Annotated in this window: 18 protein-coding genes; 8 read left to right on the plus strand and 10 right to left on the minus strand. The window is 43.9% G+C overall.

The features are described from left to right. Positions 1–138 precede the first annotated feature (138 nt). Together BANH1_RS06635 and BANH1_RS06640 are read left to right on the plus strand one after the other, a co-directional pair. On the plus strand, positions 139–963 hold the full coding sequence (locus BANH1_RS06635; RefSeq protein WP_015398591.1) for a SapC family protein: 825 nt from the start codon (positions 139–141) through the stop codon (positions 961–963). 22 nt (positions 964–985) lie between these two features. Next, positions 986–1954 carry a tyrosine recombinase XerC gene (locus tag BANH1_RS06640; protein ID WP_015398592.1) on the plus strand — a complete coding sequence of 323 codons (969 nt, stop codon included), beginning with the start codon at positions 986–988 and terminating at the stop codon, positions 1952–1954. Positions 1955–1983: 29 nt separating this feature from the next. On the opposite strand, the gene BANH1_RS06645 is transcribed toward BANH1_RS06640, so the two are convergent. Beyond that, positions 1984–2283 (minus strand): BolA family protein, encoded by a 300-nt coding sequence (locus BANH1_RS06645; protein ID WP_015398593.1) that lies wholly within the window; start codon positions 2281–2283, stop codon positions 1984–1986. A gap of 120 nt (positions 2284–2403) precedes the next feature. Here BANH1_RS06645 and BANH1_RS06650 point away from each other — a divergent pair, with 120 nt between their 5' ends. The 3 genes from BANH1_RS06650 (at position 2404) to cobT (ending at position 6204) form a co-directional block, all read left to right on the plus strand. Beyond that, positions 2404–3024, plus strand: coding sequence for a J domain-containing protein (locus BANH1_RS06650; protein WP_015398594.1), 621 nt, complete (start codon positions 2404–2406; stop codon positions 3022–3024). Between the two features lie 289 nt (positions 3025–3313). Continuing rightward, positions 3314–4324 carry a cobaltochelatase subunit CobS gene (gene cobS / locus BANH1_RS06655; RefSeq protein ID WP_015398595.1) on the plus strand — a complete coding sequence of 337 codons (1011 nt, stop codon included), beginning with the start codon at positions 3314–3316 and terminating at the stop codon, positions 4322–4324. Continuing rightward, entirely contained in the window at positions 4315–6204 is a 1890-nt protein-coding gene (gene cobT / locus BANH1_RS06660; RefSeq protein WP_015398596.1) for a cobaltochelatase subunit CobT, read from the plus strand. The genes cobS and cobT overlap by 10 nt, the downstream gene beginning before the upstream one ends. A 187-nt stretch (positions 6205–6391) precedes the next feature. On the opposite strand, the gene BANH1_RS06665 is transcribed toward cobT, so the two are convergent. Continuing rightward, positions 6392–7048 (minus strand): VUT family protein, encoded by a 657-nt coding sequence (locus BANH1_RS06665; RefSeq protein WP_015398597.1) that lies wholly within the window; start codon positions 7046–7048, stop codon positions 6392–6394. 115 nt (positions 7049–7163) lie between these two features. After that, a complete protein-coding gene (rpmB, locus tag BANH1_RS06670) occupies positions 7164–7457 on the minus strand; it encodes a 50S ribosomal protein L28 (protein WP_015398598.1) in 294 nt (97 codons plus the stop codon). 272 nt (positions 7458–7729) lie between these two features. On the opposite strand from rpmB, the gene BANH1_RS06675 reads away from it, so the two are divergent. Next, entirely contained in the window at positions 7730–8515 is a 786-nt protein-coding gene (locus tag BANH1_RS06675) for an SURF1 family protein (RefSeq protein ID WP_015398599.1), read from the plus strand. A 2-nt stretch (positions 8516–8517) separates the two neighbouring features. After that, the gene (locus BANH1_RS07445; protein ID WP_187287495.1) at positions 8518–8679 is read left to right on the plus strand and encodes a hypothetical protein; all 162 of its coding nucleotides are present in this window, start codon (positions 8518–8520) and stop codon (positions 8677–8679) included. A gap of 86 nt (positions 8680–8765) precedes the next feature. On the opposite strand, the gene BANH1_RS07280 is transcribed toward BANH1_RS07445, so the two are convergent. The 5 genes from BANH1_RS07280 to htpX form a co-directional block, all read right to left on the minus strand. Further along, positions 8766–8918 (minus strand): DUF1127 domain-containing protein, encoded by a 153-nt coding sequence (locus BANH1_RS07280; RefSeq protein ID WP_015398600.1) that lies wholly within the window; start codon positions 8916–8918, stop codon positions 8766–8768. A 167-nt stretch (positions 8919–9085) separates the two neighbouring features. After that, the gene (gene purH, locus BANH1_RS06680) at positions 9086–10702 is read right to left on the minus strand and encodes a bifunctional phosphoribosylaminoimidazolecarboxamide formyltransferase/IMP cyclohydrolase (RefSeq protein ID WP_015398601.1); all 1617 of its coding nucleotides are present in this window, start codon (positions 10700–10702) and stop codon (positions 9086–9088) included. Between the two features lie 163 nt (positions 10703–10865). Next, complete coding sequence (locus tag BANH1_RS06685) at positions 10866–12575, minus strand: heparinase II/III family protein (RefSeq protein WP_015398602.1); 1710 nt, start codon at positions 12573–12575, stop codon at positions 10866–10868. Positions 12576–12639: 64 nt separating this feature from the next. Beyond that, positions 12640–13983: an RsmB/NOP family class I SAM-dependent RNA methyltransferase gene (locus BANH1_RS06690; RefSeq protein WP_015398603.1), complete on the minus strand. Its 1344-nt coding sequence runs from the start codon at positions 13981–13983 to the stop codon at positions 12640–12642. Between the two features lie 51 nt (positions 13984–14034). Next, entirely contained in the window at positions 14035–15090 is a 1056-nt protein-coding gene (gene htpX, locus BANH1_RS06695; RefSeq protein WP_015398604.1) for a zinc metalloprotease HtpX, read from the minus strand. A gap of 85 nt (positions 15091–15175) precedes the next feature. Between htpX and BANH1_RS06700 the strand changes: the two genes are divergently transcribed. Then, positions 15176–15391 (plus strand): DUF1674 domain-containing protein, encoded by a 216-nt coding sequence (locus BANH1_RS06700; RefSeq protein ID WP_015398605.1) that lies wholly within the window; start codon positions 15176–15178, stop codon positions 15389–15391. Between the two features lie 131 nt (positions 15392–15522). Here the strand turns inward: BANH1_RS06700 and rpsP are convergent, their stop codons facing one another. Together rpsP and BANH1_RS06710 are read right to left on the minus strand one after the other, a co-directional pair. Next, positions 15523–15942: a 30S ribosomal protein S16 gene (gene rpsP / locus BANH1_RS06705; protein WP_015398606.1), complete on the minus strand. Its 420-nt coding sequence runs from the start codon at positions 15940–15942 to the stop codon at positions 15523–15525. 57 nt (positions 15943–15999) lie between these two features. Next, on the minus strand, positions 16000–16275 hold the full coding sequence (locus BANH1_RS06710; RefSeq protein ID WP_015398607.1) for a chorismate mutase family protein: 276 nt from the start codon (positions 16273–16275) through the stop codon (positions 16000–16002). Positions 16276–16289 lie beyond the last annotated feature (14 nt).

The following is a 16289-nucleotide window of genomic DNA, read 5'->3' on the forward strand; positions in this document are numbered from 1 at the left end:
ATCGTTTAAAGAGGCAAATTTTTAATATACTCATAACTTTCTTATTAAATTAACTCCTATTGAAGCTCGTTGCCATACCACGAATCTCCCGAAAGGGCCTTTTTTGGTAACAGAGTAGTTAAAAAAAGGAAAAGTCTTATGGCAAACGTCATGCTCTTTTATAAAAATATCACACCAGTTAACAAAGTTGCCCACAAAAATCTCAAATTTAGCCCCGTAGAAGATATGTCTTTTGCTAAAGATACCCACTGGGTTCCTTTAGCAGGAAGCGAATATTTTCAAGCTGCTCTGGACTATCCTATCTTGTTTATGGGCATGCAAGACGAAGATAAAAAGCAGCACTATACATCTGCCGCCCTCATTGGTCTTTCTAATAATGAAAACGATTACATCACTGCCGATAAAAGCTGGAAAAAAGACGCTTATATCCCCGCTTTCGTCCGTCGTTATCCTTTCGTTTCTGCACAAGCACAAAATGAAAAAGAATTTTCTGTTTGTTTTGACCAACAATCGGGCATGTTTAATGAAGTCACAGGGACAGATCTCTTCAATTCGGACGGATCCGTTTCCCCTTTTATGGAAGAGCGCATCAATTTCCTTAGAAATTTTAAAATTGCTATGGAAAAAACTACCGAGTTCATCAATATGCTCTCAGAAATGGGACTCCTTTGCCAAAAATCAATCAACGTAAAAAACAATAAGGGTGCATCAGCACAATTAGAGCATTTTTGGATCGTCGATGAAGAAAAATTCGATAAATTATCTGCCGCTCAACTCGCTAAATTGCACAAAAATGGGTTTTTAGGGTGGATTTTTGCGCACCTTATGTCGGTGAACAATCTGTTGAAGATACTCTCCATGAAAAGCGAAAATCAAACTGCTCATAATGGGGGACAAACTCAACAAAAGATCGCCAACTCCGGAGCTGCAGAATCTGAAAAGAAAAAAGCACCCGTACACTAAGGAGTAATATTCTTAGCTCGAAATGTCTCTAGAAAATAATAATGGAAAAGATGAAGATCCCTCTATAATCCCGGCGGATTATGCTATCTTGGCCGCCAGGAAGGACTGGTTAGATGACCTCGTGCAAGTGCGTCGCGTGGCTGCGCAAACAGCGGAAGCTTACGAGCGTGATACTCGGCAATTTTTGTCTTTTCTTTGTTATCATCTAGGAAATAAACCGACCTTTGATGATCTTGCCAATTTGCGCGTAGCTGATTTACGCGCTTATTTGGCGCATCGTCGTGCGCACAATATGAGCGCGCGTTCTTTGAGTCGGAATATGGCAAGTTTACGTTCTTTTTTTAGCTACTTGTCTCGTGCACAACTCGTTGATGTTCCCGCTGTTAAATTTATTCGCACACCAAAATATCCAAAATCACTTCCAAAACCCTTGACCGTACGAGCAGCAGTGCAGCTAGTTAAACAAGAAGATTCACAGGAAGATGAGCCGTGGATCATTGCCCGCAACGCTGCTGTTTTGATCCTCCTTTATGGCTGTGGTATGCGAATATCGGAAGCTTTAGCACTCACTCCAGAACAATTTTCTGATCCTGAAGTAAAAAGCCTATCTGTTACAGGAAAAGGCGGGAAAACACGCCTTGTCCCCTTGATTAAAGTTGTTCATGAAGCCGTACAAAATTATCTTGAATGCTGCCCTTATTCATTAGAGAATGGACAGCCAATGTTCCGCGGTGCTCGAGGCGGCCCTTTGCAGCCCGCCATCATTCAGCGAGCCGTTCAAAATCTGCGTGCTAGCCTTCATTTGCCAAAAACTGTGACACCACACGCGTTACGTCATTCTTTTGCTACTCACTTATTGTCGCGCGGGGGAGATTTGCGTACTATCCAAGAACTACTCGGCCATGCCTGCTTATCCACGACGCAAATTTACACGCACATCGACACAGATAACTTATTGGAAATTTATCAAAAAGCGCACCCCCGTGCCTGAAAAACCGAAGCACCTGAGGTGAGAATAGGTCAAACAGCTTTGGCTTCAAGCACTAAAGCGTGGACGCCCGCCGTTAATTCTTGCTGTAAAACAGCATAAATCGCCCTGTGTATTTCTACCCGAGTCATACCTGAAAAAGAAGAAGAGAGGATTTTTACACGAAAATGCGTTTCCCCGCGGCCATCGAAAACATGATTTTCATAATGATGCCCAATACGGATATGATGATGCCCTGCATGCAGATGGCTCTCGTTGATAACTTCAAGTTCTTGTGGACAAAAGGCTTCATTAAGCTTTATCTTAATCGCCGTTTGAATTTTAGTGGACATCTCTCTTTTTCCCTTTGCAAAAACGGGCCGCAACTGATTTTTTTATATCAAATGAACGGAAAAATAAATTTTTAAAAGTCAATTCTTGTAAAAGAGGATAATTTTGCATAAGTCAAAAATATGACGACAACATCTAAATTATTTGACTCAATTCGCATCAGTTCCAATAAAGGAAGGCAAGCTGAATCGGAAGCTCGGCAGTGTCAGTGGGAAGGTTGTGAAAAAGCGGGAGTACATAAAGCTCCAGCGGGCCGCAATCATGAAGGGCAATATTTGTATTTTTGCATCGATCACGTACGCGCCTATAACAAAAATTTCAATTATTTTTCGGGTCTTAACGACGAGGACATCGCCAAATTTCAGAAAGATGCTCTCACAGAGCATCGTCCAACATGGTCTACAGATCTCAGAAATAGCGCGTCAAAAAAAGCAGCCTCCCATTACGCAAAGATTCGCTCTGGGACAGCTGCTTACCAAAACCGTATGCGCGATCCATTCGCATTTTTTACTCAACATTCTTCAGCGGTTTCTGGCTCACGAAAATTAAAACCCTTGCAAGCCAAAGCTTTCGATACTTTGGGGTTACGAGCAAATGCTTCAGCTGAAGATATCAAAACAAAATACAAAGAACTGGTCAAAAAACACCACCCTGATGCCAACGGTGGTAACCGTTCTTCCGAAGAACGCTTCCGTGATGTTCTACATGCCTATAATTTACTCAAAAAATCTGGCCTATGCTGAAAATAGATCACACTCAAACGGCCCTGTTCAATATCGAGCGATCGTTATTTTCTTAAAGACATCGCGAAATATATAACGACGCGCTCACCCTTATCTAGATTTCATGGGTGGTGTCCAGTATGAAGGCGGCTCTGCCGATTACTTTAAAGCCCCCACGGGATAAGCTCTCCTTAAGCAATGCCCGTTCTTTACACCAAATAACTCTACTATAGAACATTGCATAAGCATCCTATGTCTTGTATCATTTTAGGCAAAAACGAGAAAGAGAAAACGCCCTTCTTGAAAAAATATGACAAAAACAAATCTTACAGATGAAAATACGCCAGATATCACATTTTGTGTTCGTGATGTATTTAATATCAATACTGATATGAAAGTGCCGGCTTTTAGCACGAAGAGCGCGCATGTGCCCGATATAGATCCTGATTATCTTTTCGACCCACAGACAACTTTAGCCATTTTGGCAGGCTTTGTTTTTAACCGCCGTGTTATGATTTCGGGCTATCACGGCACAGGCAAATCAACGCACATCGAACAAGTTGCTGCGCGTCTTAATTGGCCTTGCATTCGAATTAATCTCGACAGTCACGTCAGCCGTATTGACTTAGTAGGAAAAGATGCCATCGTTTTGAAAGAGGGTATGCAAGTCACGGAATTTAAAGAGGGTATTTTACCGTGGGCTTACCAAAACAACGTCGCTCTTGTCTTCGATGAATATGATGCAGGTAGGCCGGATGTTATGTTTGTCATTCAACGAGTCCTTGAAGCTTCTGGGCGACTCAGTTTACTTGATCAGAGCCGTGTCATCTCTCCTCACCCAGCATTTCGTCTTTTTGCAACGGCCAATACTATTGGCCTCGGTGATACAACAGGACTTTATCACGGTACACAGCAAATCAATCAAGCTCAGATGGACCGCTGGTCCATTGTAGCGACATTAAATTATTTACCCCACGATAACGAAGTCAATATTGTTTGTTCAAAAGTTAAATATTTTCAAACACCCGGAGGAAAAAAGACAGTTTCAAAAATGGTACATGTAGCCGATATGGTGCGTCAAGCCTTTATAAATGGCGACCTTTCAACAGTCATGAGCCCACGTACTGTTATTATTTGGGCAGAAAATACCGAAATTTTTCAAGATATCGGCCTCGCTTTCCGCTTAACTTTTCTTAATAAATGTGACGAGCTCGAACGCGCAACTGTCGCGGAATTTTACCAACGCGCTTTTGGAAAAGAGCTCCCTGAATCACTCATTCATAGTGTTTTTCCCCAGACAACGCAACGATCATGCTCGTAAAAGCTGGCAATAATAAAAAAAATCTGACGAAACACCCTTTTAATAAAAGCTTTGATTCTGAGGCTTTTAAAAAAGCTATTTCTGCCTGTATTCGTGCAATTGCTGGTGCGCGCGACCTTGAAGTTGTTTTTAGCCACAACAACAGACCATCACTAAGCGGTAATAACGTTCATCTAACGGAATTGTCAAAACAGGCAACAGACAAAGATATAACCATCACCCGCGGACTAGGTGACTCTATGGCACTACGTAAGGCGTGGCATAACAGCCATACTCACGCTCAATTAGCTCCGACAGAGCCAAAAGCGCGCGCTATTTTCGATGCTCTTGAACAAACACGTATTGAAGCAATCGGCACTTTAACAATGGAAGGAATCGCGTATAATCTCGATGCTATGCTTGCTGATAAATATCAAAAAGCTCATTATCAAACAATTAGCGAGCAAAGCGAAGCACCTATTCAAGAAGCAATTGCGCTCTTATTGCGCGAAAAAATAACAGCACGTACGCCTCCACCAGAAGCGGGACTCGTGGTGGAGTTATGGCGTTACTCAATTGAACAAAAAGCAGCGACAGAACTCTATGAACTTACCCACCATATTCATAATCAAGATATTTTTGCGCGAATCGTGCGGAGAATGCTTGTTACCCTGAAAATGGCTAGCCAACTGGAAGACAACAATACCAACAGCAAACACGACAAAAAACAGAAAAGTGAGATTGATACCCGACATACAATAGTAAAAGAAAGTGAAGACAAAAAACGGTTCCAAAGTGAAAAATATGCGACAACTGAACAAGAAAGTAATGCGCAAAACAAAGGAACAACGCGAGCCACTCAGCCTAGCAATTATTATGATGGAACAGAAGAAGAACAAAAAGGCCCGCAGCGAAAAAAAATGAGAAAATCTGAGTACCTTTTTGGTACTTCTCAGCGGATAAAAAGAGAGGCCGATTATAAAATTTTTACCCATCAATTTGATGAAATTTTAGAAGCTGCCGATTATTGCTCTGAAAGCGAACTGAATCATTTGTGGCATTGCCTTGATAAGCAATTAAATCACACTAAAAACATCGTCGGACGCCTAGCAAACCGCCTGCAACGCCGTCTTATGGCGCGGCAAAACCGTGCCTGGAATTTCGACCTTGAGGAAGGATACCTTGATACAACGCGCCTCCCTCGCCTTATCATCGACCCCACGCAATCACTCCATTTCAAAATGGAACGTGATACACAATTTCGTGATACAGTCGTCTCATTACTCATCGATAATTCAGGATCGATGCGGGGACGGCCCATTATCGTCGCAGCAAATTGTGCTGATATTCTGACGCAAACTCTTGAACGGTGTGGCGTTAAGGTTGAAATTTTAGGTTTTACCACCAAAACTTGGAAAGGCGGGCAATCTCGTGAAAAATGGAACAATCAAAATAAGCCTGATAATCCTGGGCGCCTCAATGATTTACGCCACATAATTTATAAAAGTGCAGACACACCGTGGCGCCGCGCCCGGCGTAACTTAGGTTTAATGATGCAAGAAGGGTTGCTGAAAGAAAATATAGACGGTGAAGCGCTTATTTGGGCCCATCAGCGCCTTTTATCACGGCGCGAACATCGCCGTATTTTGATGGTCATTTCAGATGGGGCACCGGTCGACGATTCGACACTTTCCGTTAATTCTAGCGATTATCTCGAAAAGCATCTGCGCGCCGTTATCAGAGAAATTCAAACACGTTCACCTGTAGAATTAATCGCCATCGGGATTGGCCACGATGTTACGCGTTATTATCAACGCGCAGCAACAATCGCGAACGTCGAAGAACTTGCTGGTGCTATGATAAAACAACTAGTCGCGCTTTTTGATTATCAAGCAGCCTAATCCTCGCACGACATAAAAATGAATACCGAAACTGGCTCTTAAATGTCTGAACTGCAATAAAAATTAAACCATCTGCACACAATACAGTCCCCGCATATCCGGCATTTCTACGAAAACACAGTGAAATTACACTATATTATAGCAAAAAAGTAAATCTTATCATTTCTGGAAGGTCGATAAATTACTTTTACAGCTGTCTTGGTGAAGGATGAGCACCAAAATAGCTGAGAATTGTGCCATAAGGCACAAGCATCAACAGACTCATAACAATTTTCACCGAAAAATCACCAATAGCCAGGGAAAACCAAACCGGAATTTCAAGCCCTCCAAAAGCCACACTGTCCATGATGGAGCCATCAACATAACTCGTTATGCGGTCAATAAAAGCAAAATAGTGAGAAAAAGCAACCGCAAAAAATAAAATTGTATCCAAAGCCGAACCAACCAATGCCGCTGCTAAAGGCGCTTTCCACCATGTTTGACGTCGCAGAGGAGTAAACACGGCTATATCAAGTAATTGTCCAAATAAGAATGCCGTACTAGAAGCAACTGCAAGCCGTGGTGTAGCTAATATCCAAGAAACAAAAAACCCCGCTATAAAACCAGCGTAGACTACATATCGTGCCGCAACCGGCCCATGAAAACGGTTAGTCAAATCATTGATCAGAAAAGCGATCGGATACGTGAAAGCCCCGTAAGTCAGAAACTCGCTGAAACCAAACCAGTAAACAGGATATTGAACCAAAATATTAGAAACGGTCACCGCAACACACATTGCAAGACCAGAAATAATTATATATCTTTTTGCGTCCTGTACTGCCCAAAATCTAAACGCCGACAACATATTTTAACCCAGGGAACGAAACTAAAATTAACGAGGAACTGCGATAAATAGCTAATGCGATAACGCACCGCTCCCTACAGCAAGGGCGAATATACGAATGCGACGAATAAGATCACTAAGCCGCTTGCTCAGCTCTTTTCTTAGTGATTTGGCGTTTCAGCAAGCGTGCCGACTGCGATAATTCTTTATCATCAGCCTTAACTAAAAAACCATCAAGGCCACCGCGATGCTCGACTGAACGTAAAGCATTTGCCGAAATACGCAAACGATAACTTTTCTGGAGCGCTTCCGAAATCAATGTCACATTGCAAAGATTTGGTAAGAAACGACGACGCGTCTTATTATTTGCATGGCTAACATTATTGCCATACTGCACCGTTTTTCCTGTCAATTCGCAGGTACGAGACATAAACTTCACCTTTAAATCTTAAAAAAATCTCTAGACTCTAAACCCAAAAAAACAAAATAGGCGCAAAACGCGCACGAATACTGCCTTAAACGGGCTATCAGAGAGTTGTGTTCCTATAAGTCGTTAACGGCAAAAGGTCAAGCCTTTTATTAAAGCCTTTTTTTCCCGCTTCTCTGATCAATTTCGTTATATTGTCCTACAAAATATACTGTTCTATAAAAATGTATGAAATATTTTTTGTGGCCCTCCGCACGCTAAAAAGAATTTTTACTATGACTAAGACTGACCAACCTGCTGCAAAACACAAGCACAAAAACATAAAGCTTTATTCTATTCTGCTTTATGGTTCGTGCATATTTTTCTTCTTTGTCTTTAGTGCATTAGGTCTTTGGCAAATACAGAGACTCAACTGGAAACTAAATCTTATCACCAGCGCAAATAAACGTGTTTATTTACACCCTATTAAAGCGCCGCCCCAAACTCAGTGGGCTCATATTACCTTTGATACAGATGAATATCGACCTGTCACAATCACCGGAAAATTCCTTATCAACAAGAATATCCTCGTAACTGCCGTTACTCAAAACACAACTGGCTATTGGGTTTTGGCCCCTTTACAAAGGACCGACGGCACACTAACTTTCGTAAATCGTGGTTTTATCCCCATGGATGCTCGCCACCGCTTTCAACGACATGAACAATTGCAGAAAAGCGACGCGCTTTATCACCATTTTGACACAGAAACAGAGCCGACCACAATCACGGGTTTTCTACGCATGAGTGAAAAAAATGGAATTTTTCCACGCAAAAATAACCCCGAGCAAGATCTGTGGTACACACGCCAACTTCCCGCCATGGCACAAAAACTTGGCCTGCCCACTGTCGCGCCTTATTTTATTGATGCCAACACAAAAACAACCACACAAGACGATCTCCCCATCACCGGCTTGACTGTCGTACAATTCCGGAACAATCATCTTACCTATGCTATAACATGGTTTATCTTGGCCGCCGGGGTTTTAAGTGCCTTCCTTTTTTTGCTGCGATACAAGGACTAAAAATGAGAAAGAGAGCACCCCGCTTTATTGAGCAAATAGCAGAGAATGAATATCTTCGCTACACGATCTTAAAGCTTTGTGCTAAATCTTATACGCCTCACTTGTCTCTTTCAAAAATGGCATTCAACAATCCCGATGAAGCGCTACAAGTATTTTCAGCTTGATCTGTCTGTCCGGTAAAAACAGCCCCCCGGCAAAACAGCGGGGGGCCTTCCTTTAATTTTTAATAAAGCATCTATCTGCGTGTAAATCAAAAAGGCTTACGTGTAGAACGCCACGCAACTGCGTTAATATCGCCACGATTAACACCAACATCCTTAAGTTCATACACTGAAAGATTGCTCAATGCGCTAACCGTTCGACGATAACGACGCCAGCGACCATAAGAACGCAAAATATTCATGTCTCTCACCTAAATTTACCCTACATTCCTGAACCCGTAGATTAAAGTAAATTACAAAAATGAGGTATGATATAAATGCATAACTAGCGTGCATCTATATAGCAAGAATATACCCAATTCTGCCCTATTCCCCGCGGGAGGGGGGGTTGAAGAAGGGATACACTCATTTAGTGACGAAAATGCCGGATGCCCGTGAAAACCATCGCTAAACCATGCGCATCAGCTGCTGCAATGACTTCTTCGTCACGTAGCGATCCCCCCGGTTGGATTACCGCTGTCGCACCAGCTTCAACAACTGACAATAAACCATCCGCAAAAGGAAAAAATGCGTCTGATGCAGCCACAGACCCTTTAGTCAAAGGCTGCGTCAAACCCATTTTCTGCGCATTTTCCTCAGCCTTACGTGCAGCAATTTTAGCGGAATCAATACGACTCATTTGACCGGCACCGATACCGACTGTTGCACCGTTTTTCGCATAAACGATAGCATTTGATCTGACATGTTTAACCACACGAAAAGCGAATTGAAGATCACGCATCTCATCTTGACTGGGAGCCCTTTTTGTCACCACACTCAATTTAAGATCCTCAACAACTGCATTATCACGCGACTGGACCAATATCCCTCCTGCGAGCGTTTTGGCCATCATCCCTTCACTACGTGGATCAGGCAAACCACCTGTTATTAATAAACGAAGATTTTTCTTCCGTGCAATAATTTCGCGCGCAGGCATTGTAGCATCGGGAGCAACAATTACTTCTGTAAAAACTTTAATAATCTCTTGCGCACATTCTTCATCAAGAGGCTGATTTAAAGCAACGATCCCACCAAACGCCGACATATTATCGCACATAAGGGCTTTTAAATAAGCTTCTTTTAAACTCTTCCCTTCTGCGACTCCACAGGGATTAGCATGTTTAATAATAGCCGCAGCTGCGGTTTTTTGGGGATCAAATTCTGCCACCAGCTCAAACGCCGCATCTGTATCATTGATATTGTTATAAGAAAGCTCTTTTCCTTGTAAAACTGTTGCAGTTGCAACCCCAAAACGTCTATCACTATTGCGGTAAAATGCAGCCCGTTGATGTGGGTTCTCTCCATAACGCATCACATTTTCAAGATGACCAGAAAAACTTCTCCAAGGTGGTGTTTCGATATTCAAATTTTGTGCAAACCACGATGCTATTGCCGTATCATAAGCCGCTGTACGCTCATAAGCACGCATAGCTAATTGATGCCGCAATAAAAAGCTTAAACACCCATCCCGCTGCTTTAATTCGGCTAAAACCAAATCATAATCACAAACCGCCGTTACAACACCTGTATAAGCATAATTCTTAGCCGCAGCGCGGATCATTGCTGGCCCACCAATGTCAATATTTTCAAGAACTGTTTGCGGATCTGCCCCTGATTGATAGGTCTCTTCAAAAGGGTAAAGATTGACAACAAGAAGGTCAATTCCGCTTATCCCGTGCTCTTCCATAGCTTCTGCATGATCTGGATCTCCCCTTACTCCTAATAAAGCACCGTGAATCAAAGGATGCAGCGTTTTAACACGCCCATCCATAATTTCTGGAAACCCCGTTACTTCAGAAACATCTTTCACCGGCAAACCAGCAGTCACCAAGGCTCTAGACGTCCCTCCCGTCGAAATGAGTTCAACCCCATAAGCGTGCAGTTCCCGCGCTAACTCCACCAAACCGGTTTTATCAGAAACGGAAAGGAGAGCGCGACGGACCCGACAAAAATCAGGCGTGAGAAAATTTTTTGAGGCGACGACCATAACCAAAATCCTAAAAATAAAACAGCTAAAATCTGAGAAAATCCCTTAACATATAACAGAGATTATAATACGAGCTTTCGGTAAAGCATACTCAAAGAATACTGCGTTTTTCTTTGACCCACAAATAATAAACCGGTTTTTAGCTAGATCATAAGGAAACGGATTATCGCCCCGATTCAAGGCGGGTAAAACGCCAACGAATTTTTTCCTGTAATGCAGGGCGGAAATATAAAACGATCTGCCGTGTACGCTGCGGACCTGTTAATCCGGCAAAATCAATTGAATCTTCAAGACAAATATCAGTGTCAAGTGATACAAAAAGCCACCCCAATCCACCTTTTACGGCTAATCGCACATAATCGCCATCACGGCTAACCTCAACCTGTGGATGAAGGTGAAATCTGACAGCAACATTGTTCTGTCCATTTTGGTCTTCTTTATGCCTGTTTAGCCGGCCATTGCGCGGCGCGAAAAAGCGGTCAAACCCTTCAATCATCTTCCCATTTGCGGATAAAACAAGACCGCGCTCGTGAAAAAGATTGAAAGATCGTATATAGCCATCATGGCGTGCAATAAAGCCGGTTACTTCTGGACCTTCTATTCGCCGCACTCTAACGTCCGTTGGCCCTCTAAGTAAAAGCGAAGCCCTCTTATTCTTTTTGTTATGAAAAACACCCACTGAATGATCATTAACGGTTGCGGTTGAATGTGCCGCTGTAACACGCCCAAGATGCCGATATTTTTCACGCCCATAAGAATCAATCCCTGCGTTAATAATGAAGCGGTTTCCTTGTGAAGACATTTCAAATGATAAGCACCCTGAGCACGCATGCTCTGCGGCGAAACGTGGTGGAAATTTTCCTGTATCTGCAAGGATTGTTGTCTGATTGGCATGTAGACGCTGGAAGCCCGAATAACGTGCATGGCTAAAAGGATGTCCCGCCGCTTCATCAAGATCCAAAATGGCCGATAAATACGCCGGCATAATGGGCCCGACTCCGTTAAAACGCGCTAAGGTTCGGTCCTCATGTACGAAAAACCGCAAAGCGGGCAGCATACGTTCAACAGAATCAATCAAAATACGCGGTGCTGTCTCGTCACTGTGCATGTAAAGATGGCGCAAAGACAATAAATCCGATAATAAACTGAGTAGAATGGCAGGGCTGCGTGAAATATGACCACCATCGACAAAAATCTGACGCGAAAGTTCACCTACAAGACTAGTTCGTACCTTTCCCTTCATTGCTGCAGAGATAGGCAGAGCTAAAGACGCGAACGTCAAAGCTATCGCTGCGAGTAACCGCTGATCGTTATTTTCCATACTGCGAATCGATACACGCAGATAGCGAAACTGAAAACCAAGCGCACGTAAAAAACGCTTTTCAAACCGCTCACTCGCGCCCTCTAACAACATTTGAGAATGGCAAATCCACGAAATTAAACGCCGTGTTACAACCGATCCGTCCCAAGGGCGCCCTTTCATCCCTTTGCTACTATGATCAAGCCAATCTTCTAACAAAGAACGCGCATGTACTTTGGCCAACTCGCTGCGCGCTGCTGTCATATGCCTTAGCCAATGAAAATCATGAAGCGCCGCTTCCCATTCCGGTGTAGGCGGAATGACCAAAAAAGGCGAAGTAGCACCTACATGAACGATAGAGCCGGCAAAAGCGAAACGGCCATGATAAAATTCATGCGCCATCGCGGGCTCAGCCAAGCGCAAATCAACGGGATGCGCTAAAATCTTGTGCGGACGAAAACCAGAAAATCGCCAACGAAACAGCGGACCTACCCATAAACGCCGCAGAAATTGATGCGCCGTATATACAAAAGCTGGTGTCTTTGCCTGAGGAACTGTCACTGCAATCGCCACAATCCTGTCTCCATGCACGTTTAATTAAAGGTACCTTCGCCTATTTTAGTAAATGAAGCATTAATTAAGCGATTTTTCGAAAGCGCGCTGCAAAAAAGCCGTCCATCCCGGATAATAATTCCCCTTCGATATCAAAATTTTTGCCAAAAAAATCAGCAGGCGTCGTGCGCAAAGTGCCTTTAACTGATAACAAGTGCGCCATAGCGCCCATTTCCTCTGCCAAAATAGGCTCCAAAATAATATCGCTGCGCGCGGACAAAATCTTTTCAGTAAGATCTTCGCCCTCTTCTCTTGCCAATGAACAATTAGAAAAAACGATACATCCACCCTTCTTCACTAAAGCAATTGCTGCACACAGCAACTCATACTGCAATGCCGCTAGCTTAACGATATCGTCTGGTGATTTTGTCCATAAAATATCCGGGTGACGGCGTATTGTTCCGGTAGAAGAACACGGTGCATCAAGAAGAACAGCGTCAAAAAGCTCATCGGGGCGAAAATCTCTTACGTCGCCGACCCAATAGCGTACTGAGAATTGAAGCCGGTCCATATTAGCACTAAGGCGTTTTAGTCGATTAGCCGAAAGATCAATCGCGGTTACATCGGCTCCTTGTAAAGCTAACTGCGCCGTCTTCCCACCAGGGCTTGCACAAAGATCAGACACTTTTTTACCCCGGATATCTCCCAATAAACGGGCAGGAAGCGCCGCTGCGACATCTTGAATCCACCACTCTCCTTCTGCATAGCCTGGCAAATCGACTACAGAACAATCCAAAGCAGAAAGCCGAACTGAACCATTAGGCAAAACAACACCCCCAAGCCGCTTTGCCCAACCCGCACTGTCAGATTTTACGGTTAAATCAAGTGGTGGTTCTGTATTTTGAATCGCTAAAATCTGGTCAGCCTTATCTGCTCCGTACGCCGACATCAAAAGCTGCCCGAACCAAACCGGAATATCTTTAATAGTCGGTGTTTGCGACCGCAAAAATACTGCTTCACGCGCGAAATGACGTAAAACAGCGTTAACTAAGCCTGCAAAACGCTGCATGCGCGGATCCTTTTTGGCTACACGCACAGCCAAATCAATCGCTGCATGATCAGGAACATCAAGATACAAAATTTGCGCCGCACTAATATGGAAGAGATGCTGAAGCGAGGATGCTCGCGACGGCAAAGGCCGCACTAAAAAGCGCGATAAAGCGGTCATAATCTGACCGCGGCGGCGCAATGCTGCCATCAAAATAGCCCGACATAGTAAACGATCTCGGTGCGAGAGCCCCAAATAATACGGATGCCCGTGCTCATTATCTGTCAAAGCCACAAGAGGAGTACATTTATCAATCACTGCGCCTAAAAGACGCACACACACTCGCCGAACAGCTAACCCTGGAACATTCGTCTCAGACACACTCCCCACTTTCTCATTTTTTGAAACAAGATCTTTATAATTTTGCCTTCTTTAAGACTTCGATTCAGGCTTATTTAAATCTTTGTACCGAAGCCAAGCAGGGCGCTTTTTTTCCCGCCGAAGATTCCCTCTCTCCTGGCCGCTTAACATACTGTCCCCAAAAGAGAGGTCTAAATCTTTATCGCTCAAGCTCCCGTCTCCCTTACTAAGACCGCTTTCTTTCCCCCACTGTATATTTTTGGACGTCGATATGTCCATTTCTTCCGCTTGCTTATAAAGAGCCGCGATGCGATTCGCGGTTGCGGGATGAGTAGAAAAAAGACTATCAACACCTTCACCGCTTAAAGGGTTAATAATAAACATATGAGCCGTCGCCGGATTATGTTCCGCCTCTTCATTATACACCGTGTGTTTGCTTCCTGCAATCTTACTCAAAGCAGACGCTAGCCATAAAGGATTACCACATATTTCAGCTCCCCGCCGATCAGCGGCATATTCGCGCGTACGACTAATGGCCATTTGCACCAACATCGCTGCAAAAGGCGCGACGAGCACAGCAATGACGCTTCCCAAGACTCCGGCACCATGAGAATTATCTGAAGAATCGCGCTGTCCACCCATAAATAAAGCAAAATTACCAAGCATTGAAATCGCTCCTGCAATTGTTGCCGTCAGAGTCATTGTCAGGGTATCACGATGTTCGATATGTGCCAATTCATGCGCTATGACTCCGGAAACTTCTTCTGCACTCAATTGTTTCAGCAGTCCTGTACTTGCAGCAACGGCTGCATTTTGCGGATTGCGCCCCGTAGCAAAAGCATTTGGCTGTAAGTTATCAATGATATAAACTTTTGGTCGTGGCAAGGAAGCCCTCTGAGCTAGTTCGCTCACGATCTTATAATAAATTGGCGACGAGTGCTGATTAACTTCATGCGCACCATACATACGCAGAATAATTTTGTCCAAATTCCAATAAGAAAAAAAGTTTAAGCCACCTGCCACCAAAAGCGCAACAACCATACCACTACTGCCTCCGATGAGATAACCAACTCCCATAAAAAGAGCAGTCATGAACGCTAAAAGTATTGCTGTGCGCACTATATTCATTATTTACAAAACTCCGTGATAAAGCATAATAATAATATAATGATGGGGTTCTTTTCCCGCTTCTTCAATGGAATATAGGTGTAAAATGGATAAAAAAGACGAGAAAACGAACAATAAAGACGCAAACGCCCCCCGACGGCGTCCCCTCTCGCCAGAAGCACAGCGCGCTCTACAAGAAGCCGAAGAAAGGCGTAAATACGAACTACATAAAGAGAAGCCTTTAGAAAAAGGCGGACGCGGCGGCAAGGACCCCGCGCGCTACGGAGACTGGGAAGTAAAAGGCCGCGCTATTGATTTTTAAGGGACCCCCGCACCGACTTCCGAAAGGCCGAACAGCTTTTTAAAAGCGGCGCTTTTTAGACGAAAATGAACAATAGTCACGCGCCTTGTAAAAAACTTTTAAAACGCACATTTAAATGCGTTTCAAGATAATTATACTTCCCCTGACACAGACTCTGACGCTGTTTCAGCCGCCGACGCTTCTTCGGCCGCCAATGCTTCTTCGGCCGCCAATGCTTCTTCGGCAGCTTGCTTTTCCGCGGCTAACCGCTCTTGTGCTTTTTTCCCTGGCTCACCCTTTCGCGGATTATTACGGGCGGGACGCTTTCTTAAACCAGCCGCATCTAAAAACCGTAAAACACGATCTGTCGGCTGAGCGCCCTTGTCAAGCCAATATTGAATGCGCTCTTCGTTGAGTTTCACGCGCACTCCGTCCTTAGGCAACATTGGATCCCATGCACCAACACGCTCAAGAAAGCGACCATCACGCGGACTACGAACATCTGCAACGACGATATGGTAGTAAGGGCGCTTTTTTGAACCCCCACGGGATAAACGAATTTTTAATGCCATATTCTTCTCCTACTATCAGCTCTGGCTTTCATCTAAACTCATTTTTTATTTTGCTCTTTAGCAATATGATGGCGGATAACTTCTTCGATAATGAATTTTAAAAAATTTCTCAGCAATATCGAGATCAAGATGGCTCTCTAGAGATTGCCACCAACGCTCAACCTGCCGTTGCTCACGAACAAGATCCACCCAAGGAAAATCACGACAGGTCTTTAAAACCCCGACTACTTGCGTGTAACGAAAACGCCCCGCCGAGATATGGACCAAAGCCGCACCGAAATTATTAACAGATGCCGGAAAACGCGCCGATTCATTTAGTATTTTTTCCTGCATCGCACTTCTTTCTC

It is taken from the genome of Bartonella australis AUST/NH1 (assembly GCF_000341355.1).
Classification (GTDB): domain Bacteria; phylum Pseudomonadota; class Alphaproteobacteria; order Rhizobiales; family Rhizobiaceae; genus Bartonella; species Bartonella australis.